Source organism: Micromonospora aurantiaca ATCC 27029, assembly GCF_000145235.1.
In the GTDB taxonomy this organism is placed as follows: domain Bacteria; phylum Actinomycetota; class Actinomycetes; order Mycobacteriales; family Micromonosporaceae; genus Micromonospora; species Micromonospora aurantiaca.
This window is the reverse complement of sequence record NC_014391.1, coordinates 3473732-3496712: the sequence shown is the minus strand read 5'-3', so window position 1 is coordinate 3496712 and position 22981 is coordinate 3473732. Positions and strand designations below refer to the sequence as shown.

Sequence of the window (22981 nt, the reverse complement as noted above, 5' to 3'; positions counted from 1 at the left end):
GGCTCGACGTCGCCAGACTCGTCGCGCTACTTCACCATGCGAAATTGTGGATGCGTCAACCAAACTGTCAGGAGATCGGGCTCGACGACGTGGTAGATGTGCCGGGTGCCACCGGCGGCCACGTAGGGGATCTCGTGCCATGCCCCGCCGAGCATCCTGAGGGTCTCCCGGGATCCGGCCCACCACTCCTCGATCCCGGTACCGGCCTCGACGGCATCGAGGACGCGGACTCTCGCCGGAGGTGGGACCGGTAGTGGACCGGTGAGATCGATCAGGCCGCCGTACCGGTGCGCTATCGCTACCGCGAGATGCGCCAGGAACCGGTGGTCGTCCACGCCGTTCGTCGCCGAGGCCAGAACGACCTCTGTCGCGGGCCGGAACCCGGCGGCGCGCGCCAGAAATGTTGCCTCGTCCGGATCCTCCACGTCCCAGTCATCCGGCTCGACCAGCATCGGCCCGGTAACCGGTGACTCAGCCTGCCAGCCCAAGCGGGACGGCTCTCGGAGCAGCCACCAGTCGCCGGTCTGGTTGGTGAGCGCCTCCGCCAGCCAGACCCGGAACAGTTCGACATGCGAAGCGGTCCACGGATCGGGCAGCAGGACTGCGACACAGGGCCCGGCCACGGCCCCATCATGCCCGTACGCCCACGGCCGCGCTCAGGGGAGGGTGGGTCAGCGGCCTGTGGCGTAGCCCTGGGCGCCTCGGGGGTTCGCCGCGGCGGAGAGGACACCGGTGCGTGGGTCGCGTGCCACCGCGCACATGCGGCCCAGGCTCCACGGGTCGGACAAGCGGACGGTGTGGCCCCTTGCGCGCAGGCCCGCCAGCACGTCGCCGTCGATCCGGTCCTCCAGCACCAACACGCCCGGCTCGACCTCGCGTGGATAGAACGACGCGGGGAAGCTCGTCGTGTGCCACGTCGGCGCGTCGATCGCCTCCTGCAACTCCTGCCCGCCGGCCAGGTGCCGCAGCAGGAACAGCAACTGCCACTGGTCCTGCTGGTCGCCGCCGGGCGTCCCGCAGGCCATCACCGGCTCGCCGTCGCGGAGCACGAGCGTCGGGCTGAGCGTGGTACGCGGACGCCGCCCCGGCCGCAGCGTGGAGGCGAGCCCCTCCTCCAGCCAGCACATCTGCAACCGGCTGCCGAGCGGGAAGCCCAGCTCCGGGATGACAGGTGAACTCTGCAGCCAGCCACCGCTGGGCGTGGCAGAGACGATGTTGCCCCACCGGTCCACCACGTCGACGTGGCAGGTGTCGCCGCGGGTCACGCCGTCCGCCCGTACCGTGGGTTCGCCGGTGCTCGGATCCTGCGGGACGGCCCCGCGACCCACGTCGGTGTGCAGGTGGGACGGGAGCCGGGGCGGCTCGCCCGCCGGGCTTCCGGGGCGCAGCGTCGTGTCGGCACGGTCGCCGACCAACGCGGCCCGCGCACGGGCGTAGCCGGCCGACAGCAGCGCGGAGCCCGGCACGTCGGTGTCGCCGTACCACGCCTCCCGGTCGGCGAACGCGAGCTTCAGCGCCTCGGCCTGCGCGTGGATGCCCTCCAGGCTCGACGGGTCGTGGACACGCGGGTCGTCGAGCGCGTCCAGAATGGAGAGCGTCTGGAGCAGCACCGGGCCCTGGCCCCAGAAGCCGGTCTTGGCGATCGTGTGCCCGTGCCAGTCCAGCGTGACCGGTTCCTCCCAGGTGGCCGACCATCCGGCCAGGTCGTCGCCGGTGACCAGCCCGGCGTGCGCACGCCCGCTGGAGTCGCGGAACGGCAGCCGGCTGAACGCGTCGATCGCCTCGGCGACGAAACCCTCCCGCCAGGCGAGCCGGGCCGCCTCGATCTGCGCCTCCCGGTCCGCACCAGCGGCCCGTCCCGCGTCGACGAGGCGGCGCAGCGTGTCCGCGTACGCCGGGTTGGTGACCATCTCCCCCGGCGCGGGCGGGCGGCCGTCGCGGAGCCAGAGGCGCGCGGAGGTCGGCCAGTGGTCGGTGAACAGCGAACGGACCCGCGCGACGGTCTGCCCGGCCGGGCCGACCAGCGGATGGCCTGCGGCGGCGTAGCCGATCGCCGGTTCCAGCACCTCGGCGAGCGTTCGGGTGCCGTGGTCGCGCAGCAGCAACAGCCAGGCGTCGACAGCGCCCGGCACGACGGCGGCGAGCGGACCGGCGCCCGGCACGAGGTCCAGGCCGAGCGACCGGAAGTGGGCGACCGTCGCGGCCGCAGGGGCCGGGCCCTGACCGCACAGCACCCGCGGGGTGGGGTCGGTCGCGGTGGCGAGGACCGCGGGCACCTCGCCGGCCGGCCCGTTGAGGTGCGGCTCCACGACGTGCAGCACGAACCCGGCGGCCACCGCGGCGTCGAAGGCGTTGCCGCCGCGTTCCAGCACGCCCATCGCGGACTGGCTGGCCAGCCAGTGCGTGGAGGAGACCATGCCGAACGTGCCGCGCAACGTCGGCCGGGTGGTGAACGCCATGGGCGCGAGCCTACGGCGTGCCGGCGGCGTCGGCGTGCGTCGTCGCGGCCTCCCCCACGCCGCCGTCCCGGTCGCCGTCGAGCGGGAACAGGCACGCCGCGTGGTGGCCCGTGCCGACCTCGGCGAGCGCCGGATCGGTCTCGGCGCACGCGGGGCGGGCCTGGGGGCATCGGGTACGGAAGCGGCAACCGCTCGGCGGGTCCACCGGGCTCGGGATGTCGCCGGTCAGCACGATCCGGCGGCGCTCCCGCTCCACGCGGGGGTCGGCCACCGGCACCGCCGACAGCAAAGCCGCCGTGTAGGGGTGCGCCGGGTGCCGGTAGATCCGCTCGGGTGGGCCGGTCTCGACGATGCGGCCCAGGTACATCACCGCGATCCGGTCGCTCATGTGCTCGACGGCGGCCAGGTCGTGCGCGATGAACAGGTAGGTCAGCCCCAGGTCGCGTTGCAGGTGCCGGAGCAGGTTCATGATCTGCGCCTGCACGCTCAGGTCCAGCGAGGCGATCGGCTCGTCCAGGACGATCAGGTCCGGCTCGCCGGCCAGCGCCCGGGCCACGCCGACGCGCTGGCGCTGGCCGCCGGACAGCTCGTGCGGATACCGGCCGGCGGTGTCGGCGCGCAGACCGACCAGGTCCAGCAGCTCCGCGACCCGGTCCCGCCGGGCGGCGGCGGACGTGGCGAGCCGGTGCACGATCAGCGGCTCGGCGATGCTGTCGCCGACCGTCCGGCGTGGATCGAGCGACGCCTGCGGATCCTGGAAGACCATCGCGACGTGGCGGCGCGTCGCGCGCAGGCGGCGGCGCGACCAGCGGGTCACGTCCGCGCCGGCCACCCGGACCCGTCCGGCGGTCGGGTCGACCAGCCGCAGCAGCGCCAGGCCGGCCGTGGACTTGCCGCTGCCCGACTCGCCGACCAGCCCGAGCGTCTCGCCCCGGCGTACGGCGAGGCTGACGCCGTCCACGGCGCGGACGGTTCCGGCCGGGGTCGGGAAGTGCACCTTCAGGTCGTCCAGCTCGGCGACCACGTCCGGGGTGTCGGCGCTCATCCGGCCTCTCCACGGTAGAAGGTGCGGACCGTGTGCCCGTCGCCGACCGGCGTCAGCGGGGGCAGCTCGTGCTCGCAGCGGGGATCGGCGCGTACCGGGCAGCGCGGCCAGAACGCGCAGCCGGGCGGCAGGTCCAGCGGACTCGGCGGCGAACCGGGGATGGCGACCAGGTCCTCGCCGCGGCGTGACGGGTCCGGCCGGGCCGCCAGCAGCGCCCGGGTGTACGGATGGGTGGGCGTGTCGAACACCGCGTCGACGGGGCCCTGCTCGACGATCCGCCCGCCGTACATGACCGCCACGGTGTCCGCGATGCCTGCCACCACGCCCAGGTCGTGGGTGACCCAGACGACGGCGGTGCCCAGCCGTGCCTGGAGGTCGGCGACCAGTTCGATGATCTGCGCCTGCGTGGTGACGTCGAGCGCGGTGGTCGGCTCGTCGGCGATCAGCAGGTCCGGCTCGCAGGCGAGCGCCATGGCGATGGCGACGCGCTGGCGCATGCCGCCGGAGAACTGGTGCGGGTACGCGTCGACGCGCCGCGCGGCCGACGGGATGCCCACCAGTTCCAGCAGCTCCACCGCCCGGTCGCGGGCGGCGCGGCGGGTCAGCCCCAGGTGCTCCTCGGCCGCCTCGGTGACCTGCCGGCCCACCGGCAGCACCGGGTTGAGCGAGGTCATCGGGTCCTGGAAGACGAACCCGACGTGCCGGCCGCGTACCTTGCGGCGGCGGTCGTCGGGCAGCGCGGTCAGCTCCGTGTCGAGCAGCCGGACCCGGCCGGTGACTGTGGCGGCGCGCGGGGCGAGGCCGGTGGCGGCGAGCAGGGTCATGCTCTTGCCGCTGCCGGACTCGCCGACCAGCGCGAACGTCTCCCCCTGCCGCACCTGCCAGGACACCCCGGCGACGGCACGGACCGGGCCGCGGCGGGTGCCGACGGTGACGGTGAGGTCGTCCACTGACAGCACCGTCGAGTCGGTCATGGGGTGCCGGCGCTGGCTCGGCATGGGCTCGGTGCGCTCGCTCATGGGGTGCTCCTGCGGGCCTCGCCCAGAGTGAGCTGGCGCGGGTCGAGCACGTCGCGCAGCGCGTCGCCGACCAGGTTGAACGCCAGTACGGTGAGGAAGATCGCCGCGCCCGGGAACACGCCCAGCCACCACGCGTCGGTGACGAAGCCGCGCCCGTCGAACAGCATCCGGCCCCAGGCCGGCGCGGGCGGCTGGATGCCGAGGCCGAGGAAGGACAGCGCGGCCTCGGAGAGGATCGCGAACGCCAGCGACAGCGACGTCTGCACGATCAGCGGCGCGGCGATGTTCGGCAGCACGTGCCGGCGCATGATGCGCAGGTCGGACGCGCCGATGGAGACGGCGGCCCGGACGAACACCTGCTCGCGTACGGACAGGACGCCGGCGCGGGTGATCCGGGCGAAGATGGGCGTGTAGACCACGCCGATGGCGACCATGGCGGTGAGCAGGCCGGGGCCGAGCACCGCCACGATGGCGACCGCCAGCAGCAGCACCGGGAACGCGAACAGCACGTCCATGCAGCGCATGAGCACGCTGTCCAGCCAGCCCCGGTAGTAGCCGGCGAACAGTCCGAGCGTCACGCCGGCGACCAGCGCGATGCCGACGCTGACCGCGCCGACCTGCAGTGACACGCGGGCCGCGACGAGCACCCGGCTGAGCACGTCGCGGCCCAGCTCGTCGGTGCCGAACGGATGCGCGCCGCTGGGTGGGCGCAGCATCTGGTCCACGTCGACGTCGTTGACGCCGGCCGGGGCCAGCCACGGCCCGGCCACACCGACCACCACCAGCAGTACGAGCACGATCGTGCCGCCGACGGCGAGCGGGTCGCGGCGCAGCGCGTCGAGGACGCGGCGTCCGGTGCTCTCGGTCGTGGTGCTCACTTGACCGTGATCCTCGGGTCGAGGCGGGCGTAGAGGATGTCCACCAGCAGGTTGACCAGCAGGAACAGGGCTGCCACCAGCAGCACCGCGCCCTGCAGGACGGGATAGTCACGGGCCTGCACGGCGTCGAAGGTGAGCCGGCCGATGCCGGGCCAGGCGAACAGCACCTCGATCACGATGACGCCGCCGAGCAGGCTGGCGAGCTGCACCGCGACCACAGTGACCACCGGGATGAGCGCGTTGCGCAGCACGTGCCGCACGATCACCACCCGGTTGCGCAGCCCTTTCGCCTCGGCGGTCCGCACGTAGTCGGCGGAGAGCACCTCCAGCACGGAGGAGCGGATGAACCGGGTCAGGATCGACGCGGTGACCAGGCCGACGGTCACCGCCGGCAGCGCCACGTGGGTGGCCCACCTGCCGGGGTCGTCGGTCAGCGCCACGTAACCGGACGGGGGCAGCCAGCCGAGCACCCCGGCGAACAGCAGGATGCCCATGATGCCCATCCAGAAGTCCGGCACGGAGACGCCGAACTGGCTGAACACGCGGGCGGCGTGGTCGACGGCGGAGCCGCTGCGTACCGCCGCGACGATGCCCAGCGGGAACGCGACGAGCAGCGCGAACACCACGGCGGTGACGGCGAGCGACAGCGTGGCGGGCAGCCGTTCCAGCACGATCTGGCTCACCGGCTGGCCGGTGCGGAAGCTGACCCCCAGGTCGCCGGTGAGCGCGTGCCCCAGGTAGCTGGCGTACTGCACCGGTAGCGGCTGGTCGAGGCCGGCGCGTTCGCGCAGCGCCTCGTACGTCTGCGGGTCGAACCGGGTGCCGAGCGCCACCCGGACCGGGTCGCCCGGCACCAGTTGCAGCAGCAGGAACACCACGAGCGTCACGCCGAGCAGGACGACCGCCGACTGGAGTACCCGCCGCAGGACGAAGCGGGCCATCACTTCGCCAGGGCGACCGACCGGAACCGGATCGCCCGGTCGGTGCGCACGTCGTAGCCGGAGACCTTCTTCGACCAGCCCTGCACCACGTCCGGGTTGTAGAGGTAGAGGTAGCTGGCGTCGTCGACGATCTGCTTCGCCGCCTGCTCGTACGCCTGCTTGCGGGCGCCCTGGTCGGTCTGGGTACGGGCGTCGTCGAGCAGCTTGTCGACCGCCGGGTTCTTGTACTTGTGGAAGTTGAACGTGCCGCCGCTGTGGTGCTGGGCGTAGTAGAACTCGTCCGGGTCGATGTTGCCGAGCCAGCCCAGCATGAACCCGTCGAAGTTGCCCTTGGCCTGCTCGTCGAGCCACTGGGCGAAGTCCAGCGTACGGATCTTGACGGTGATGCCGACGTCCTTGAGCTGCGCGGCGATGACCTGCGCGGCGGTGACCGTCTCCGGGTACTCGCTGGTGACCATCAGGTCCATGGTCAGGTTGCTCACGCCGGCCTGGCCGAGCATCTGCTTCGCCTTGCCCGGGTCGTGGCTGTAGGGCGCGTAGTCGTAGTAGAACGCGCTGGCCTTCGGGATGGCGGTCTGGTTGACGGTGGCCAGGCCGAACTTGGCCGCCTTGGTGATCGCCTCGCGGTCCAGCGCGTAGCCGATGGCGCGCCGCACCTCGGGGTTGTCGAACGGCTTGCGGGCCTCGTTGAGCGCCACGTACCAGTAGTCGGTGGAGGCCGCCGACTTCACCACCGGGTCGTCGCCGTCCTGCAACGACTTCACCTGCTGGGGCGGCAGGTTGTCGGTCCACTGGACCTGGCCGCTGCGCAGGTTCTGCAGCGCCACCGTCGGGTCCTTGACGAAGGTGAACGTGACGCCGTCCAGCTTCGGCTTATCGCCCCAGTACGAGTCGTTGCGGACCAGCTTGACGCTGTCGCCGGAGGTGTAGCCGGCCACCTTGAACGGGCCGCTGCCGACTGGCGCGGTCTTCACCGCGCCGGACTCGACGTTGGACTTCTCCACGATCGCCACGCCCTTGAAGCCGCCCAGGTTGGCGAGCAGGTTCGGCGTGGGCGCGCTGAGCGTCACCACCACTGTGGCCGGGTCGGGCCCGGTGACCGACTTGACGGTGGCGAACTTGTACGCGTTGTTCAGCTTCTCCTTGATGATCCGCTCGTACGAGTAGACGACGTCCTCGGAGGTCAGCGGCGACCCGTCGGAGAACGTGACGCCCTCGCGCAGCGTGAACGTCCAGGTGAGCTGGTCGTCGCTGGTGGTCCACTTCGTCGCCAGCGACGGCACCATCTTCAGGTCGGCGTCCGGCTCGACGAGCGTGTCGTAGACGTTCTCCAGCACCTGGAAGCTGTAGTACGCCGAGGTCTTGTGCGGGTCGAGCTGGTCCGGCTCGCCGCCGATCGCGGCGTTGAGGACACCACCTGCGCCGCCGGCGTTCCCCCCGCCGCCGACGTCGACCGCCTCGCCGCCGGTGCATCCGGACAGGACGGCGACGGTCAGTGTGAGTGCGGCACCGAGCACACCGAGCTTTTTCCTGGACACAGGCCCCCCTAGCCACTTCCCGGACAAAAGAAAGTTTCGGCGAGTCTTCTCCCCGAGCGGGATGATGTCAACGAATACCGCCAAAGTGACTGGTCGGCCGCCGCTTGCCGGTGCGGAGTGAACGGTGGTTCAATCCGGGCCCCGACCCGATCCGCCACCAGCGCTGGGAGTTGCCGCCGTGACCACACACGAGGTCGTCAACCAGGTCCCGCCGATGGTCGGCCACGACACCGCCGACGACCCGGCGCTGCGCGACGGTGTGGCCCGCGAGGGCGCCGGCTGGGCGCTGCCCGGGCTGCACGAGCTGGGCCGGCTCGCCGGTGGCGAGGAGGCAGCCGAGCACGGTCGGCTCGCCAACGAGCACCCGCCGGTGCTGCGCACCCACGACCGGTACGGCAACCGCATCGACGAGGTGGAGTTCCACCCGTCCTGGCACGAGCTGATGCGTACCGCCGTCGGTCACGGCCTGCACGCCGCGCCGTGGGCCGACGACCGGCCGGGCGCGCACGTGGCCCGCGCGGCCGGCTTCTACCTGTGGCGGCCCGACGCCGGGCACGGCTGCCCGATCTCGATGACCTACGCGGCGGTGCCCGCGCTGCGGCACAGCCCGGACCTGGCCGCCCGGTACGAGCCGCTGCTCACCACCCGCGAGTACGACTTCGGGCTGCGCCCGCCGCAGACCAAGCGCGGCCTACTCGCCGGCATGTCGATGACCGAGAAGCAGGGCGGCTCGGACGTCCGCGCCAACACCACCACGGCCCGGCCCGAGCCGGACGGCAGCTACCGGCTCGTCGGGCACAAGTGGTTCACCTCGGCGCCCATGTGCGACCTGTTCCTCACCCTCGCCCAGGCGCCCGGCGGCCTCACCTGCTTCCTGGTCCCCCGGGTGCTGCCCGACGGCACCCGCAACCCGATGCGGCTGATGCGGCTCAAGGACAAGCTCGGCAACCGCTCCAACGCCTCCGCCGAGGTCGAGTACGAGCACGCGGTGGCGTGGCGCGTCGGCGACGAGGGCCGGGGCGTGCGCACCATCATCGACATGGTCAACCTGACCCGGCTCGACTGCGTGATCGGCGCGGCGGCCGGGATGCGCCACGGCGTGACCACAGCCGTGCACCACGCCACCCACCGGCGGGCGTTCGGCGACTACCTGGCCGACCAGCCGCTGATGCGCAACGTGCTGGCCGACCTGGCGGTGGAGTCCGAGGCGGCCACCGTCCTGATGGTCCGGCTGGCCGGCGCGACCGACCGGTCCGCGCGCGGCGACGACGGCGAGACGGCGTTCAAGCGCCTCGCCCTCGCCGTCGGCAAGTACTGGGTGTGCAAGCGCTGGCCGGGGCACGCCGCCGAGGCGCTGGAGTGCCTGGGCGGCAACGGCTACGTGGAGGAGTCCGGCATGCCGCGGCTGTTCCGCGAGTCGCCGCTGAACTCGATCTGGGAGGGCTCCGGCAACGTCGCCGCGCTCGACGTGCTGCGCGCGCTCACCCGGGAACCGCAGGTGCTCGCCGCGTACGAGGCGGAGGTGGCCGCCGCGGCCGGCGCGGACGTCCGGCTGGACGCCGCGGTGCGCCGGGTGCGCGACGAACTGGCCGACCACACCGACCTTGAGCTGCGCGCCCGGCGGGTGGTCGAGCGGCTGGCGCTGGTGCTCCAGGGCTCGCTGCTGGTGCGCCACGGCCACCCGGCGGTCGCTGACGCGTTCTGCGCGTCCCGGCTCGACGGCGACCACGGGCAGGCGTACGGGACGCTGCCGGGCGGACTGGACCTCGCCGCGATCATCGACCGCGCCACTCCCAAGATCGGCTGAGGGGTGTGGTGATGCGACTCGCCTCGGTACACCTGTATCCGGTCAAGTCCCTCGGCGGCGTCGACGTCGACCGGGCCGATGTCCAGCCGTGGGGGTTGCGTCACGACCGCCGCTGGCTGGTGCTGCGCCCGGACGGCCGCAAACTGGGCTCGACCGCCCTGCCGGCACTGCTCGGCCTGACCGCCGCGCCCGGCTCCGGGTCGATCACGCTCACCGCCCGCGACGGGTCGTCGCTGACGGTCGCCGAGCCGGTGGACGGGCCGCCGGTCGTCACGGACGTATCCCGGCTGGACACGGTCCGGCTCGCCGCCGACGAGGCCCACGACTGGCTCTCCGCGCGGCTGGGCCGGCCCGTACGGCTGGCCTGGCTGGACGATCCGCGACGCCGGCCGATGTCGGCCGAGCACGGCGGTGGGCCCGGCGATCCGCTGAACCTGTCCGACGCCGGGCCGCTGCTGGTCGCCACGGCGCCGTCGCTGCGGCGGCTGCGGGACTGGATCGTCGAGGGCGCGCTGGAACGCGGCGAGCCCGCGCCGGAGCCGCCGGCGATGGCCCGGTTCCGCCCGACTGTGGTGCTGGACGGGCCGTTCGAACCGTTCGCCGAGGACGGCTGGAGCCGGGTACGCATCGGCGCCGTCGACTTCCGGGTGTCCGAACGCTGCGACCGCTGCTCGGTGACGCTCATCGACCCGGAGACGCTCGCGACCGGGAAGGAGCCGATCCGCACGCTGGCCCGGCACCGGCGCTACGACGGCAAGACGTGGTTCGGCATCCGCCTGGTCCCGCTGACCACCGGCGAGATCCGGGCCGGCGACGAATGCGAGGCGACATGACCGCCCGCCGTTCGACACCGTGCTGCTCGCCGGGGCGGGTGGGCTGAGCGCGGTCAGCCCGGCCTGACCGGCCGGGACCGCCACTCGTCCGCCAGGATCGCGTAGACGAGCTGGTCGGCCCAGCCGTCCCGGAACCGGTAGCTGCGCACGTGCCGCGCCTCCCGCCGCATGCCGAGCCGGGCCATCAGGCGGGCCGACGGCTCGTTGTCCGCGTGGCAGCGGGCCACCACCCGGTGCAGACCGAACCCGCCGAAACCCCAGTCCAGCAGCGCCCCGGCCGCCTCCGTGGCCAGCCCCCGGCCGCCGTGGCCGGGGTGGAACACGTACCCCAGCTCGGCGGTGCGGTCCGCCGCACTGCGCCACACCAGCTCGACCGCGCCGATCACCCGCGCGTCGCGCACCACGGCGAGCGTCAGGCAGTCGCCCTCCGCGCGCAGCGCGTCCTCGCCGGCCATCGCGGTCACCGACGACAGGGACTCCGCCCGGGTACGCGGCGCGGCGCCGGCCATCCAGCGGACCACGTCCGGGCGGCGCTGCCAGGCGTGCACGTCGTCGAGGTCGCCGAGCGTGACCGGGCGCAGCAGCAGCCGGGGCGTGCGCAGCGGGTACGCCGGGTGGGTCATCGGGCGATGGTAGGAGGTACCTAGTGTGGGCCGCATGGTCGTTTCCGCCGACGAGGGCAATCCGCTCACCCAGCTCACGCTCGACCAGCTCCGGCAGCGCACCAGCGTGAAGTGGCGGCTGTACCCGCCGGACGTGCTGCCGCTGTGGGTGGCCGAGCAGGACGTGCCGCTCGCGCCGCCGGTGGCCGAGGCGCTGCGCCGGGCGGTCGAGCTGGGCGACACCGGCTACGCGTTCGGCACCGGGTACGCCGAGGCGGTCGGCGGGTTCGCCGCGCAGCGGTGGGGCTGGGCCGACTTCCCGGTCGGCCGGACCACACTGGTGCCGGACGTGATGATGGGCACGGTCGAGGTACTGCGCCTGGTCACCGGCCCGGGCGACGCGGTGGTGGTCACTCCCCCGGTCTACCCGCCGTTCTACGCGTTCGTCACCAACGCCGGCCGGCAGGTCCTCGAGGCGCCGCTCGGCGCGGACCTGCGGCTCGACCCGGCCGCGCTGGAGGAGGCGTTCCGCCGGGCCCGCGCGATCGGCGAGCGGCCGGCGTTCCTGCTCTGCAACCCGCACAACCCTACGGGTGTGGTGCACCGGCCGGACGAGCTGGCCACCGTCGCCGAGCTGGCCGCCCGGCACGGCGTACGGGTGGTGGCCGACGAGATCCACGCGCCGTTGGCGCTGCCCGGCGCGCGGTTCACGCCGTACCTGACGGTGCCGGGCGCGGAGAACGCGTTCGCGCTGGTGTCGGCGTCGAAGGCGTGGAACCTGGCCGGGCTCAAGGCGGCGCTGGCGGTCGCCGGGCCGGACGCGGCGGACGACCTGGCGCGGATGCCGGAGGAGGTCAGCCACGGTCCCAGTCACCTCGGGGTGCTCGCGCACACCGCCGCGTTCCGCGCCGGCGGGCCGTGGCTGGACCGGCTGCTCGACGGCCTCGACGCGAACCGGGCGCTGCTCGGATCACTGCTGGCCGAGCACCTTCCGACCGTGTCGTCGCGGCCGCCGGAGGGCACGTACCTGGCCTGGCTGGACTGCCGGCGCCTCGGCGTACCCACCGAGGCGGGCGACGGACCGGGCGTGGCGAGCGACCTGGCCGGTCCGGCGCGGATGTTCCTCGACCGGGCCCGGGTGGCGCTCAGCTCCGGGCACGTCTTCGGCTCCGGTGGCGCCGGGTTCGTGCGGCTCAACTTCGCCACCTCCCCCGCCATGCTCACCGAGGCGGTCATCCGGATGGGCCGCGCGGTGGTCGCCTGACCGGCGGCCAGCGCGCTCGCGCACCTTACCGGCGGCTCAACGGGCGACGACGCGTACCCCCTGGTTGTCGCCCTCGGACAGGAACGACGCCACGGTGCCGCCCTCGGCGGTGACGGCCGTGCGCTCGGCGCGGGTGAACGCGCGCAGCGGCGTGACCACCACGACGCCCGCGTCGACCGTCCAGGTGGCGGCGACCCGGCCGTCGACGAGCACGAACCGGGCACCCGCGACGGAGAGGTTGCGGTGGGCGTCGTCGATGATCCGGGTGCGGTCGTGGTAGCCGAGCACAGCGTTGTCGAAGGCGGGCAGGAACCGTACCGGCGCGGGGGTGTCCGGGTCGGGCCGGGGCGCGCCGGGCAGGTCCAGCAGCGTGCGGCCGCGCGCGTCCCGGAAGGCCACCAGCTCGTCGCGGACCGCCGCCACCGCCGCGGGCAGCCCGGCGAGGCCGCACCAGGCGCGCAGGTCCGCCGACGCGGCCGGACCGAACGCGGCCAGGTAGCGCCGCACCAGCGCCCGCCCGGCCGGGTCGTCGCCGTCCGGGCCGGGCGGGTCGGCGTCGCGGCCCAGCCACCGGGCCAGAGCGACGGTACGGACGCCGGCGGTGGCCCGCCACAGTCCGCGCGGCGGGGCCTGCACGGCCGGCACCAGCGCGAGCACGATCTCGCCGAGCGCCCGCCGGTCGGTCTCCGGCCAGCGCGCGGCTAGCGCCCCCACGATCTCGGCGGTGGTGCGCGGCTCGCCGTCGGCGAGGACCTTCCGGGCCGCCGCGGCGAGTTCGTCGAGGTCGACCCCGTCGAACTCGCCGCGGTAGACGCCCAGCACCCGTTGCCGCAGCATCGCGTCGTGCCGGGACCGCCAGGCCAGCACGTCGTCCGCGGCGAGCAGGTGCACGGTGCGGCGCATGAGGTGGGTACGCACCAGGCGGCGGCGCACCAGCAGGTCCGACAGGACCGCCGGGTCGAAGGCCCGCAGCCGCGACCAGAGCCCGACGTACGGCTCCTGCGGCTCCTGGGCCTGCAACCCGCACAGGTGCGTCACGGCGTCCGCCACCGGCAGGTCGGCGCGCTCCAGCAGCAGTTGCCGGGCGAGCGTGGCCCGGTTGAGCATCAGCTGGTCGAGCACTGTCATCGCTGCGGTCTCCGGCCCGCTCAGGTGGTGGTCTGCCCGTCGATGCTCTCGCGCAGGATGTCGGCGTGCCCGGCGTGCTGGGTGGTCTCGGCGATGACGTGGATCAGCACCCGCCGGATGCTGCGGACCGAACCGGGCTCGTTCCACGGCGCGTCCGGCACCGGCCAGGTCGCCGACAGGTCCTCGACGTCGGCCACGATCTCCTCGGTACGGGCGGCGATGCGGGCGTACCGGTCCAGGATGGCCGGCAGCGTGTCCTCGGGCAGCATCTGGAAGTCCTGTCCCCGCTCGATCGCCCACTGCGGCAGCTCGCGGGCCTGCCCGGACATGAAGTCCTCCCAGGTGACGCCCTCGGGCATGGCGAAGGACATCGCCGAAGGGCCCTCGACCACGAACCGCAGCCACGCCTCCTCGGTGGACGCGACGTGCTTGATCAGGCCGCCCAGGCAGAGCGCGCTGACAGTCGGCTTCTGCGCGGCCTGCTCGTCGGTGAGGCCGCGCACCGTGTTGATCAGCATGTTCCGGGCCTCGGCGAGCTCGGCCAGCAGGTCGGTCCGCTCGGCGTCGAGGGTGGTGGGGGTCGTGGTGGTGCCGGTCATCGTCATCGTTCCTTCCGGTCCTGATCGGGTACGGGTCCACCCTCGCAGGCATAGCGGTCAGGAAGTGTCCTCTTCTCGCGGCAGAATGCGTGGCGTGCCGAAGACTTCCGCCCGACTGCTCTCCCTGCTGTCCCTGTTGCAGGCGCGACGCGACTGGCCCGGGTCGCTGCTCGCCGAACGGCTGCGGGTCAGCCCGCGAACCGTGCGTCGCGACGTCGACCGGCTGCGCGAGCTGGGCTATCCGATCGAGAGCGCCAAGGGGCCGGACGGCGGCTACCGGCTGGGCGCCGGCTCGGCGCTCCCGCCGCTGCTCTTCGACGACGAGCAGGCGGTCGCGCTCACAGTGGCGTTGCAGACCGCCGCCGGCGGCGTGACCGGCATCGAGGAGGCGGCGGCGCGGGCGCTGACCACTGTGCGGCAGGTGATGCCGGCGCGGCTGCGGCACCGGGTGGACGCGCTGCGGGTCGTCGACGTGCAACGCGCCGATACGCCCTCCCGGCACCGGGTGGAACCGGCGCTGCTGATGACGTTGAGCGCCGCCGTGCACGCCCGCGAGGAACTGCGCTTCGACTACGAGTCGGTGTCCACGACGCCGCCGGTCGCGGGCCGGCCGCCGCGCCGGGTGCAGCCGCATCACCTGGTCACCTGGGGTGGGCGCTGGTACCTCGTCGCCTGGGATCTCGACCGCGACGACTGGCGCACGTTCCGGGTCGACCGGATCAGCCCGCGTACGCCCACCGGCCCCCGGTTCACGCCCCGCGAGCTGCCCGGCGGGGACGTGGCCGCGTACGTCGCCGGCCGGTTCAAGGGCGCCACCGGGCCGGGTGACTGGCCCTGCCGGGGCGAGGTGATCCTCGACCTGCCCGCCCGCGTGGTGTCCGGGTGGACCCGCGACGGGATCGTCGAGGCGCTGGGCCCGGACCGTTGCCGGCTGGTGCTGGGCGCCTGGTCGTGGCCCGGGCTGGCCGCCGTGCTCGGCCGCTACGACGCCGACATCGAGGTGGTCGGGCCGCCGGAGCTGCGCGAGGCGTTCGCCCGTCTGGCCCGCCGCTACGCCGCAGCGGCAGAGGGCCCGCGCCCGCCTCGGTAGCCGGGCCGGCCGGGGCGTCAGTCGGTGGGCAGGAGCGGGCGCATGAACGTGCGCTCGTACCGCAGGACGCAGCCCGACTCCTCGCGGATCCGGTCGGCGGCGACGAACTCGGGGTCCACACCGAACCGGGCCCGGTACTGCTCGTACGCCGCCAGGCTGTCGATCGTGTAGTGCACGACGCAGGTGATCACGCGGCCACGATAGCGGCGGCCGGTCAGGCGGCGGAGCGGCGGCCACCGGGGTCGGTCGTGTCGGCCAGGCCGGCGTACCGCCCCCTGTGGTAGAGCAACGGCGAGCCGACGTCGGCGTGCCGCAGCAGCTCCGGTTCGGCCAGCACGACGGCGTGGTCCCCGACGACAACCCGGTCCACCACCCGGCAGAGCAGCCAGGCCAGCGTGTCGTCGAGGACCGGCACCCCTTCCGGGCCGGGCCGCCAGCGGGTCGGCTCGGCGAACCGGTCGATCCCGCTGGTGGCGAACGTCCGGGCCATCTCGTGCTGGCCGTGCCCGAGCAGGTGCACGCCGACGTGCCGGGCCCGGGACACCACCGGCCAGCTCGACGAGCCCCGGTCCAGGCAGAACGAGACGATCGGCGGCCGCAGCGACACCGCGGTGAACGAGGTGGCGGTGAACCCGGCCGCGGGCGGACCGGCGGCGGTGACCACTGTGACGGTGCTGGCCTGGTGCCGCAGCAGCGTCCGCAGCGCGTCGGCGTCGGCGTCGACCGGGGTGTCGGCAGGCTCGGTCACGGTGTTCCTCCAAGGTGTACGACGGGGATCGTCGACCCCAGGGAGAGTTTCCTACCCATCCAGTAGGATTACAAGGTCTTCCCGGGCTCCGGCCCACCAGCGGCACGGTCGGCCACCACCACCGAGATGCCGTCGAGCACACGCTGAAGACCGAACTCGAAGGCGTGGTCCGGCCCGTACGCCGCGCCGTGCGCCATGCCGGCCGCGGTGCCGACCCGTGCGGCGAGCGGGAAACTGCCGGCGGTCATGAACTTCTCCAGCCAGGGCCCGTGCGTCTGCCACCACTGGTCGTCGGTCATCCCAGTCTCACGTTCCAGCTCAGCCACGTCCAGCGCGACCCGGGCCGCATTCTTGGCGTGCCCCAGCACGAGCGTGAGCACCGCGTCCATCTCCACGTCGTCCAGCCCGATGTCCGCGACGGCGTGCAGTTCGTAGTCGTACTTGGCGAGCACGTTCGGGCCGAGCACCGGCCGGGTGGTCTCGGCGCGCAGCAGCCACGGGTGGGCCCGGTAGAGGGCGAGGTTGTCCCGCGCGACGCGTTCCAGCCGCCCCCGCCAGCCACCCGGCACGTCGGACGGGCGCGGCAGGTCACCGAGGACGGCGTCCACCATGACGTCGAGCAGTTCCGCCTTACCCGGCACGTACGTGTAGACGGACATGGTGCCCACGCCGAGCGCCTCGCTGACCCGGCGCATGGTGAGTGCGTCGATGCCGTCGGCGTCGGCGATCTCGATCGCGGTGCGCACGATCCGGTCGACGCTCAGGGCGGGACCGGCGCCGCGGCTGGCCGGCTCCTGGGTGCGCCAGAGAAGGGCCAGGCTGCGGGCGGGATCGGCCTTGCGCCGGCGCTCCTTCGACATGGTGCCGTCATCCTACCGGCCACGCCGGTCACCGGCGGTCGGCGGGACGCCGGAAAAGGGGAGCCCGAGAATTGTTCGCGCAAAAAGAATGGCGGGTTCCCCCGCCACTACCAACATATAGCGCACCCCCGGTCTTGCCGCAAGACCGGGGTGAGGGCGCACAATTGCCGGCCGTAACCCATTGCCGAGGCATTCGAAAAGCCGCGAAGAGCGGAGGCTCGGCCGTGCCCGTGATCGGAGACGAGTTGAATCTGCCTGCCACGAGCGTTTTCGATCTTCCCGAGCGTCTGTCGGCGAAGGTCGGCCCGGACCTGATCGCCGCCGACGAGCGGCACTTCGCCGCCATCGCGGACAGCCTGCACCGTTCGATCGCCGAGTTGACCGACCGGCTCGACGCGACGCGCCGGACCGCGGGCGGCCGGGGCCGGCAGGCGGTCGACCGGGACCAGGAGGTCCGGCGGCTGAGCGCGCGCCTGCGTACGCTGCGCCGTTACGGCCTGGACCTGTGCCTGGGCCGGATGGTCGGCGCGGACGGCGGCGAACCGGTGTACGTGGGCCGGCTCGGCCTGACCGACGGCGTGGGCGGCCGACTGCTGCTGGACTGGCGCTCCCCCGCCGCCGAGCCGTTCTTCGGCGCCACCCACGCCGACCCGATGGGCCTGGTCAGCCGCCGCCGGTACCGGTGGAGCCGAGGGCGGATCACCGACTACTGGGACGAGGTGTTCACCGCCGAGGGCCTGGCGGGGCACGCCGCGCTCGACGACCAGTCGGCGTTCATCGCCAGCCTGGGCGCGACCCGGTCGGCGCGGATGCGCGACGTGCTCGGCACCATCCAGGCCGACCAGGACGCGATCATCCGGGCCGGGTCGCGGGGCGCGCTGGTGGTCGACGGCGGCCCCGGCACCGGCAAGACGGTGGTGGCGCTGCACCGGACCGCGTACCTGCTGCACGCCGACCCGCGGCTGGGCGAGCGCCGGGGCGGGGTGCTGGTGGTGGGGCCGCACCAGCCGTACCTGAACTACGTGTCGGACGTGCTGCCCAGCCTGGGTGAGGAGGACGTGCAGATCTGCACGCTCGCCGACCTGGTGCCCGAGGGCGCAGCGGCGGCGGCGGAGACCGACCCGGAGGTGGCCCGGCTGAAGGCGTCCGCGGACCCGGTGCGGGCGGTCGACGCCGCGGTCCGGTTCTACGAGGAGCCGCCCGCGACCGGGATGACAGTCGGCGTCGGGGACGGCGAGCTGCGGCTGACCGCCGACGACTGGACGACGGCGTTCGAGGCGGCCGGACCGGGCGTCCCGCACAACGAGGCCCGCGACGACGTGTGGGAGGAACTGCTCACGATCCTGGTGGAGAAGTACCGCGGCGACGAGCCGGAGGAGGCGGTGCGCCGGGCGCTGGCGCGCGACCGGGAGCTGGTCACCGCGTTCGGCCGGGCGTGGCCGCTGCTGGACCCGCTCGACGTGGTGGCCGACCTGTGGTCGGTGCCGGCCTACCTGCGCCGGTGCGCGCCCTGGCTGAGCGTCGAGGAGATCCGTACGCTGCGGCGGCCCGACCCCCGGGCCTGGACTGTCGCCGACCTGCCGTGGCTGGACGCGGCCCGGCGCCGCGTCGGCGACCCGGAGGCGTCGCTGCGGCGGCGCCGCGACGAGGCGGTGCTGGCCGCGCAGCGCGCCGAGATGGACACGGTGGTCGACGCGCTGATCGCGTCGCACGCCTACGACGACGGCGAGGGTCTGATGACCATGCTGTACGGCGAGGACATGCGACCCAGCCTGGTCGATTCCAGCGCGCTGAGCGTGGCCGATCCGGACCTGCTGGCCGGGCCGTTCGCGCACGTCGTGGTGGACGAGGCGCAGGAGCTGACCGACGCGCAGTGGCAGATGCTGCTGGCGCGCTGCCCGTCGCGCAGCTTCACAGTGGTCGGTGACCGGGCGCAGGCGCGGCACGGGTTCACCGAGTCGTGGCCGCAGCGGCTGACGCGGGCCGGCTTCGACCGGGTCGAGGTGGCCACGCTCACCGTCAACTACCGCACTCCGGCGCAGGTGATGGCGGCGGCCGAACCGGTGATCCGGACCGTGCTGCCCGACGCCAACGTGCCAACGTCCATCCGCGACGGCGCCCCGGTGCGTCACGGCGCCCGCGCGGAGCTGGGCGCGGTGGTGGACGGCTGGCTCGCCGACCATCCCGAGGGCGTCGCGTGCGTCATCGGCGATCCGGCGTTCCCGGCCTCGGAGCGGGTCCGGTCGCTGACCCCGGAGCTGGCGAAGGGACTGGAGTTCGACCTGGTGGTGCTGGTCGACCCGGAGTCGTTCGGCGACGGGATCTCCGGCGCGGTGGACCGGTACGTCGCGATGACCCGGGCGACCGGCGAGCTGGTCGTCCTCACCGGGCCGTGACCGCGTCCCGGGGGCGGTGCACGGCCGCCCCCGGGTCCGGTTCAGCGGCTCAGCGCCCGGTAGCGGCGCAGCGACAGCGGCAGGAACACCGCGACCAGCGCCAGCGGCCAGAGCACCGCCAGCAGCGGGTGGTGCGCTGCCACCCACGAGTCGCCGCCCCACCCGGGGTTGCCGAACAGCTCCCGGGTGGCCCCGACGGTCGCGGACAGCGGGTTCCACTCGGCGACCGCGCCCAGCCACGCGGGCATCGTGGACGGCGCCACGAACGCGCTGGACAGGAAGCCCAGCGGGAACTCCAGCGTCTGCACGGCCGTGACCGCACTCTGCCCCTTCACGGTCAGGCCGAGGAAGACGCCCACCCAGACCAGCGCGAACCGCAGCAGCAGGATCAGCCCGAACGCGGCGAGCGTGTCACCGAGGTCGCCGCTCGCCCGCCACCCGACGGCCAGGCCGACGAGCAGCATGACGGCGAGCGTCACCACCGCGAACATCAGGTCGGCCACGGCGCGGCCGAGCAGCGGGGCCAGCCGGGACACCGGCATGGACCGCAGCCGGTCGGTGACGCCGCGCTCCAGGTCCGCCGAGACCGCCATGGTGGTCATGCTGATGCCGAAGACCATCGTCATGGCGAACATGCCGGGCATCAGGAACTCGCGGTAGCTGCCGCCGCCGGGCACCTGGAGCGCGCCGCCGAACAGGTACGCGAACATCAGCACCATCAGGATGTCGAAGCCCAGCGAGCCGACCAGCGGGCCGGGCTCGCGCCGCCAGTGCGCCAGCGCACGCCCGGTCAGCGTCAGGCCGTCACCGGCCAGCGACGCGCGCCGGGCCGGGGTCACGGTCGCGGTCACCCGGTCACCTCCACACCGGTCCGAGCGGCGGACGGCACGCCGGTGAGCTGGAGGAACACCTCGTCCAGTGTGGGCCGCCGCAACGCCACGTCGGCCACGTCCACGCCGTCGGCGTCCAGCGCGCGCAGCACCTCGGTCAGCGCGCCGGCCCGGTCGCCGACCTGGGCGCTGACCGCCCGGCGGTCCGGATCGGCTGCCGGTTCGGCAAGGGCGACGGCGCGCAACCGCCCGGCGGCTGTGGCCAGGTCGGCGGCGTCGCGGACGACCAGTTCGATCCGGTCGCCGCCGAGCCGGGACTTGAGCGCGTCAGGTGTGCCCTCGGCGATCACCCGGCCGGCGTCGAGCACGCAGACGCGGTCGGCGAGCTGGTCGGCCTCGTCCAGGTACTGCGTGGTCAGCAGCACCGTGGTGCCGCCGCGTACCAGGTCGCGTACCGCCTCCCACACCTCGTTGCGCCCGCGCGGGTCCAGCGCCGTGGTCGGCTCGTCGAGGAACAGCACCGACGGCGCGAGGATCATCCCGGCGGCCAGGTCGAGGCGGCGGCGCATGCCACCGGAGTACGTGCGTACCGGCCGCCCGCCGGCGTCGGCGAGCCCGAACCGGTCGAGCAGTTCGGTGGCGCGCCGCCTCGCCCCGGCCCGGTCCAGGTGGAACAGGCGGCCGAAGATCACCAGGTTCTCCCGCCCGCTCAGTGCCTCGTCCACAGCGGGGTGCTGCCCGACCAGACCGATGCGGTGGCGCACCCGGTCGGCCTGTCCCGCCACGTCGAAGCCGGCGACCTCGGCCCGCCCGGCGTCGAAGCGCAGCAGCGTGGCCAGGATGCGGACGGCTGTGGTCTTGCCCGCCCCGTTCGGGCCGAGCAGCCCGCACACGGTGCCCGGTCGCACCCGCAGGTCGAATCCGTCGAGCGCGACGGTGTCCCCGTATCGCTTGCGCAGGCCCTCCGCCAGGATCGCGTGTTCCACGACTGTGCCCCCTCCGTTGACGACGGCCGCTAACGTACAACGTACGGTAGCGCGTCCGCCAACGTTTCAGTCGACCACGCGGTGCTCCCAGGCCCAGACCGCGATCTCGGTACGGTTCCGCAGGCCGAGCTTCGTCTGCACCGCCGACACGTGGCTCTTCACGGTGCTCAGCGAGATGAACAGCTCCGCGCCGATCTCCAGGTTCGTCCGGCCCCGGGCGATCTCCCGTACCACCTCGATCTCCCGCTCGGACAGCGCCGGACGGCGCTCGTCGCGGGGCGGCGCGGGCGGGGTCAGGTGCCGCAGCAGCCGGACCGTCACCGACGGGGACACGAGCGCGTCACCCTGGTACGCCGCCCGGACCGCCTCCACCAGCAGCGCCGGTCCGGCGTCCTTGAGCAGGAACCCGGCCGCTCCCCCGCGCAGCGCGCCGTAGACGTACTCGTCCAGGTCGAACGTGGTGACCACGACGACCCGCAGCGGGTCGGCCACCTCGGGCCCGGCGAGCGCCCGCGTCACCTGGAGCCCGTCGAGCCGCGGCATCCGGATGTCCACCAGGCAGACGTCCGGGCGCAGCCGGCGGGCCTGGGCCACCGCGTCGACGCCGTCGGCCGCCTCGGCGACCACTGTGATGTCGGGCTGGTCCTCCAGGATCAGCCGCAGCCCGCCGCGGACCATCGCCTGGTCGTCGGCGAGCAGCACCCGGATCGTCATCACGCCCTCCCGTGCGGCACTACCGCCCGCACCGACCACCCGGCGCCGGGGCGGGGACCGGCGCGCAGCGTGCCGCCGAGGGCCTCGACCCGCTCGCGCAGGCCGATCAGGCCGTATCCGCCCCGCTGCTCGGCGGAAACGGCGGAAACGCCGGACGCGTCGTCGGTCACCTCGACCACCACCGCGTCCGGCTCCTGCGACACGTCCACGGTGACCTGGCCGGCGTGCGGGGCGTGGCGGGCCACGTTCGTCAGCGCCTCCCGGACGATCCGGTGCACGGTGCTGGTGACCTCCGGCGGCCAGGCCGTCTCCCCCGGCAGCCGCAGCCGCACCGGCGGGCCCTGCCGGCGGAACCGCTCGACCAGTTCCTCGATCTGCTCGGTACCGGCCGAGGCCGGCGGCGCGTCGGCGGTGTCGCGCAGCACCCCGACCAGGCGGCGCATGGCCCGCAGCGCCTCGCCGCCGGCCGCCTCGATGCCGGCCAGCGACTCCGTGGCGCGCGCCGGATCCCGCCGCCCGACCAGGTGGGCGGCCTGCGCCTGCACCACCATGCCGGTGACGTGGTGCGCCACCACGTCGTGCAGCTCCCGGGCCAGCTCCAGCCGCTCGTCGCGGCGTACCCGCTCGGCCGCGGCCCGGGCCCGCTCGTCGAGCAGCCGCAGCGTGAGCCCCGCGACGACCCCGCCGAGCCAGCACAGCCCGTTGAGCGACACCACCCCGGACCCGCCCGCCCCCGGCCGGGCCGCCGCCCACGCCCCGGCCGCCACCACGAGACCACCTGCGGCGATCAGGCCGGCGGGCAGCGGCGGCAGCGCGCGCACCGCCGATCCGACCAGGACGGCCGACGCCAGCGCCAGCGCCGGCCCCGGCTCGGTGGGCAGGTCGAACAGCCGGGCCGCGGCGACTGTCGACCCGGCGACGGCGAGTCCGGCAGTGGCCGTGACGACGCGCTGCCGATGGCGTACCAGAGCCAGCACGCCGACCACGACGGCGGCCGCGCCGCCGGGGAGCCAGTACCGCAGACCCCAGCTCGCGGCGACCGCCACCGCCTGGACGCCGATCGCGGCGAGCAGCACCACGGCGAGCCCCGCCGTCGCCGCAACCCGGGTGAGCCGTTCGGTAGCCATGCCCAGCACGCTAGGAGATCGCGGGCCGGGCCGAACCGGCCGAAAGTAGGGTCCGCCGCGCGCCGGACCCTGCTCCGGACCGATGCCCGCCGGTCCGGACATGCCCAGGATGAGCCG

The 22981-nt window shown here is 74.0% G+C and carries 22 protein-coding genes; 5 read left to right on the top strand and 17 right to left on the bottom strand.

Features of this window, described 5'->3' with window-relative positions; translation table 11 throughout:
- Nucleotides 1-26 precede the first annotated feature (26 nt).
- From MICAU_RS15380 to MICAU_RS15350, 7 genes are read right to left on the bottom strand one after another with little or no spacing between them, the layout of a single operon-like run.
- Nucleotides 27-623 carry a DUF6368 family protein gene (locus tag MICAU_RS15380; protein ID WP_013286247.1) on the bottom strand — a complete coding sequence of 199 codons (597 nt, stop codon included), beginning with the start codon at nucleotides 621-623 and terminating at the stop codon, nucleotides 27-29.
- A gap of 48 nt (nucleotides 624-671) precedes the next feature.
- Entirely contained in the window at nucleotides 672-2459 is a 1788-nt protein-coding gene (locus MICAU_RS15375; RefSeq protein ID WP_013286246.1) for a gamma-glutamyltransferase family protein, read from the bottom strand.
- A gap of 10 nt (nucleotides 2460-2469) precedes the next feature.
- Nucleotides 2470-3504, bottom strand: a complete 1035-nt coding sequence (locus MICAU_RS15370) for an ABC transporter ATP-binding protein (RefSeq protein WP_013286245.1) — start codon at nucleotides 3502-3504, stop codon at nucleotides 2470-2472.
- Nucleotides 3501-4478: an ABC transporter ATP-binding protein gene (locus MICAU_RS15365; protein WP_041784646.1), complete on the bottom strand. Its 978-nt coding sequence runs from the start codon at nucleotides 4476-4478 to the stop codon at nucleotides 3501-3503. The genes MICAU_RS15370 and MICAU_RS15365 overlap by 4 nt, the downstream gene beginning before the upstream one ends.
- Before the next feature lie 41 nt (nucleotides 4479-4519).
- Nucleotides 4520-5401 (bottom strand): ABC transporter permease, encoded by an 882-nt coding sequence (locus tag MICAU_RS15360; RefSeq protein ID WP_013286243.1) that lies wholly within the window; start codon nucleotides 5399-5401, stop codon nucleotides 4520-4522.
- A complete protein-coding gene (locus MICAU_RS15355) occupies nucleotides 5398-6342 on the bottom strand; it encodes an ABC transporter permease (RefSeq protein ID WP_013286242.1) in 945 nt (314 codons plus the stop codon). The genes MICAU_RS15360 and MICAU_RS15355 overlap by 4 nt, the downstream gene beginning before the upstream one ends.
- Nucleotides 6342-7880, bottom strand: a complete 1539-nt coding sequence (locus MICAU_RS15350) for an ABC transporter substrate-binding protein (protein WP_013286241.1) — start codon at nucleotides 7878-7880, stop codon at nucleotides 6342-6344. Before MICAU_RS15350 ends, MICAU_RS15355 begins: the two co-directional genes overlap by 1 nt.
- A gap of 178 nt (nucleotides 7881-8058) precedes the next feature.
- Here MICAU_RS15350 and MICAU_RS15345 point away from each other — a divergent pair, with 178 nt between their 5' ends.
- Nucleotides 8059-9687, top strand: coding sequence for an acyl-CoA dehydrogenase family protein (locus MICAU_RS15345; protein WP_013286240.1), 1629 nt, complete (start codon nucleotides 8059-8061; stop codon nucleotides 9685-9687).
- An 11-nt stretch (nucleotides 9688-9698) separates the two neighbouring features.
- On the top strand, nucleotides 9699-10520 hold the full coding sequence (locus tag MICAU_RS15340) for an MOSC domain-containing protein (protein ID WP_013286239.1): 822 nt from the start codon (nucleotides 9699-9701) through the stop codon (nucleotides 10518-10520).
- 53 nt (nucleotides 10521-10573) lie between these two features.
- Here the strand turns inward: MICAU_RS15340 and MICAU_RS15335 are convergent, their stop codons facing one another.
- Nucleotides 10574-11143: a GNAT family N-acetyltransferase gene (locus MICAU_RS15335; protein WP_013286238.1), complete on the bottom strand. Its 570-nt coding sequence runs from the start codon at nucleotides 11141-11143 to the stop codon at nucleotides 10574-10576.
- A 34-nt stretch (nucleotides 11144-11177) separates the two neighbouring features.
- Here MICAU_RS15335 and MICAU_RS15330 point away from each other — a divergent pair, with 34 nt between their 5' ends.
- Complete coding sequence (locus MICAU_RS15330) at nucleotides 11178-12386, top strand: MalY/PatB family protein (RefSeq protein ID WP_041799255.1); 1209 nt, start codon at nucleotides 11178-11180, stop codon at nucleotides 12384-12386.
- 36 nt (nucleotides 12387-12422) lie between these two features.
- Here MICAU_RS15330 and MICAU_RS15325 read toward each other — a convergent pair whose 3' ends face one another.
- Both MICAU_RS15325 and MICAU_RS15320 read right to left on the bottom strand, forming a co-directional pair.
- The gene (locus MICAU_RS15325) at nucleotides 12423-13514 is read right to left on the bottom strand and encodes a winged helix DNA-binding domain-containing protein (RefSeq protein WP_013286236.1); all 1092 of its coding nucleotides are present in this window, start codon (nucleotides 13512-13514) and stop codon (nucleotides 12423-12425) included.
- Between the two features lie 20 nt (nucleotides 13515-13534).
- Complete coding sequence (locus MICAU_RS15320; protein ID WP_013286235.1) at nucleotides 13535-14113, bottom strand: DinB family protein; 579 nt, start codon at nucleotides 14111-14113, stop codon at nucleotides 13535-13537.
- Between the two features lie 85 nt (nucleotides 14114-14198).
- On the opposite strand from MICAU_RS15320, the gene MICAU_RS15315 reads away from it, so the two are divergent.
- Complete coding sequence (locus tag MICAU_RS15315; RefSeq protein ID WP_013286234.1) at nucleotides 14199-15203, top strand: helix-turn-helix transcriptional regulator; 1005 nt, start codon at nucleotides 14199-14201, stop codon at nucleotides 15201-15203.
- Between the two features lie 17 nt (nucleotides 15204-15220).
- On the opposite strand, the gene MICAU_RS15310 is transcribed toward MICAU_RS15315, so the two are convergent.
- The 3 genes from MICAU_RS15310 to MICAU_RS15300 form a co-directional block, all read right to left on the bottom strand.
- Nucleotides 15221-15394, bottom strand: a complete 174-nt coding sequence (locus MICAU_RS15310; RefSeq protein ID WP_218917884.1) for an NIPSNAP family protein — start codon at nucleotides 15392-15394, stop codon at nucleotides 15221-15223.
- 23 nt (nucleotides 15395-15417) lie between these two features.
- Nucleotides 15418-15951 carry a flavin reductase family protein gene (locus MICAU_RS15305; protein WP_013286233.1) on the bottom strand — a complete coding sequence of 178 codons (534 nt, stop codon included), beginning with the start codon at nucleotides 15949-15951 and terminating at the stop codon, nucleotides 15418-15420.
- A gap of 68 nt (nucleotides 15952-16019) precedes the next feature.
- The gene (locus MICAU_RS15300; RefSeq protein WP_013286232.1) at nucleotides 16020-16811 is read right to left on the bottom strand and encodes a TetR/AcrR family transcriptional regulator; all 792 of its coding nucleotides are present in this window, start codon (nucleotides 16809-16811) and stop codon (nucleotides 16020-16022) included.
- 224 nt (nucleotides 16812-17035) lie between these two features.
- Between MICAU_RS15300 and helR the strand changes: the two genes are divergently transcribed.
- Complete coding sequence (gene helR / locus MICAU_RS15295; protein ID WP_013286231.1) at nucleotides 17036-19207, top strand: RNA polymerase recycling motor ATPase HelR; 2172 nt, start codon at nucleotides 17036-17038, stop codon at nucleotides 19205-19207.
- Between the two features lie 41 nt (nucleotides 19208-19248).
- Here helR and MICAU_RS15290 read toward each other — a convergent pair whose 3' ends face one another.
- The 4 genes from MICAU_RS15290 to MICAU_RS15275 form a co-directional block, all read right to left on the bottom strand.
- Nucleotides 19249-20058, bottom strand: coding sequence for an ABC transporter permease (locus MICAU_RS15290; RefSeq protein ID WP_013286230.1), 810 nt, complete (start codon nucleotides 20056-20058; stop codon nucleotides 19249-19251).
- Nucleotides 20055-21023 carry a daunorubicin resistance protein DrrA family ABC transporter ATP-binding protein gene (locus MICAU_RS15285; protein WP_013286229.1) on the bottom strand — a complete coding sequence of 323 codons (969 nt, stop codon included), beginning with the start codon at nucleotides 21021-21023 and terminating at the stop codon, nucleotides 20055-20057. Before MICAU_RS15285 ends, MICAU_RS15290 begins: the two co-directional genes overlap by 4 nt.
- Before the next feature lie 66 nt (nucleotides 21024-21089).
- The gene (locus MICAU_RS15280) at nucleotides 21090-21737 is read right to left on the bottom strand and encodes a response regulator (protein WP_013286228.1); all 648 of its coding nucleotides are present in this window, start codon (nucleotides 21735-21737) and stop codon (nucleotides 21090-21092) included.
- The gene (locus MICAU_RS15275; protein WP_013286227.1) at nucleotides 21737-22864 is read right to left on the bottom strand and encodes a sensor histidine kinase; all 1128 of its coding nucleotides are present in this window, start codon (nucleotides 22862-22864) and stop codon (nucleotides 21737-21739) included. Before MICAU_RS15275 ends, MICAU_RS15280 begins: the two co-directional genes overlap by 1 nt.
- Nucleotides 22865-22981: the final 117 nt, after the last annotated feature.

Bases quoted from the DNA above. Each gene is read 5' to 3' on its own strand.
- MICAU_RS15375 (WP_013286246.1), bottom strand. From the start codon at position 2,459: ATGGCGTTCACCACCCGGCCGACGTTGCGCGGCACGTTCGGCATGGTC.
- MICAU_RS15370 (WP_013286245.1), bottom strand. From the start codon at position 3,504: ATGAGCGCCGACACCCCGGACGTGGTCGCCGAGCTGGACGACCTGAAG.
- MICAU_RS15365 (WP_041784646.1), bottom strand. From the start codon at position 4,478: ATGACCGACTCGACGGTGCTGTCAGTGGACGACCTCACCGTCACCGTC.
- MICAU_RS15355 (WP_013286242.1), bottom strand. From the start codon at position 6,342: ATGGCCCGCTTCGTCCTGCGGCGGGTACTCCAGTCGGCGGTCGTCCTG.
- MICAU_RS15340 (WP_013286239.1), top strand. From the start codon at position 9,699: ATGCGACTCGCCTCGGTACACCTGTATCCGGTCAAGTCCCTCGGCGGC.
- MICAU_RS15335 (WP_013286238.1), bottom strand. From the start codon at position 11,143: ATGACCCACCCGGCGTACCCGCTGCGCACGCCCCGGCTGCTGCTGCGC.
- MICAU_RS15330 (WP_041799255.1), top strand. From the start codon at position 11,178: ATGGTCGTTTCCGCCGACGAGGGCAATCCGCTCACCCAGCTCACGCTC.
- MICAU_RS15325 (WP_013286236.1), bottom strand. From the start codon at position 13,514: ATGACAGTGCTCGACCAGCTGATGCTCAACCGGGCCACGCTCGCCCGG.
- MICAU_RS15320 (WP_013286235.1), bottom strand. From the start codon at position 14,113: ATGACCGGCACCACCACGACCCCCACCACCCTCGACGCCGAGCGGACC.
- MICAU_RS15315 (WP_013286234.1), top strand. From the start codon at position 14,199: ATGCGTGGCGTGCCGAAGACTTCCGCCCGACTGCTCTCCCTGCTGTCC.
- MICAU_RS15300 (WP_013286232.1), bottom strand. From the start codon at position 16,811: ATGTCGAAGGAGCGCCGGCGCAAGGCCGATCCCGCCCGCAGCCTGGCC.
- MICAU_RS15280 (WP_013286228.1), bottom strand. From the start codon at position 21,737: ATGACGATCCGGGTGCTGCTCGCCGACGACCAGGCGATGGTCCGCGGC.
- MICAU_RS15275 (WP_013286227.1), bottom strand. From the start codon at position 22,864: ATGGCTACCGAACGGCTCACCCGGGTTGCGGCGACGGCGGGGCTCGCC.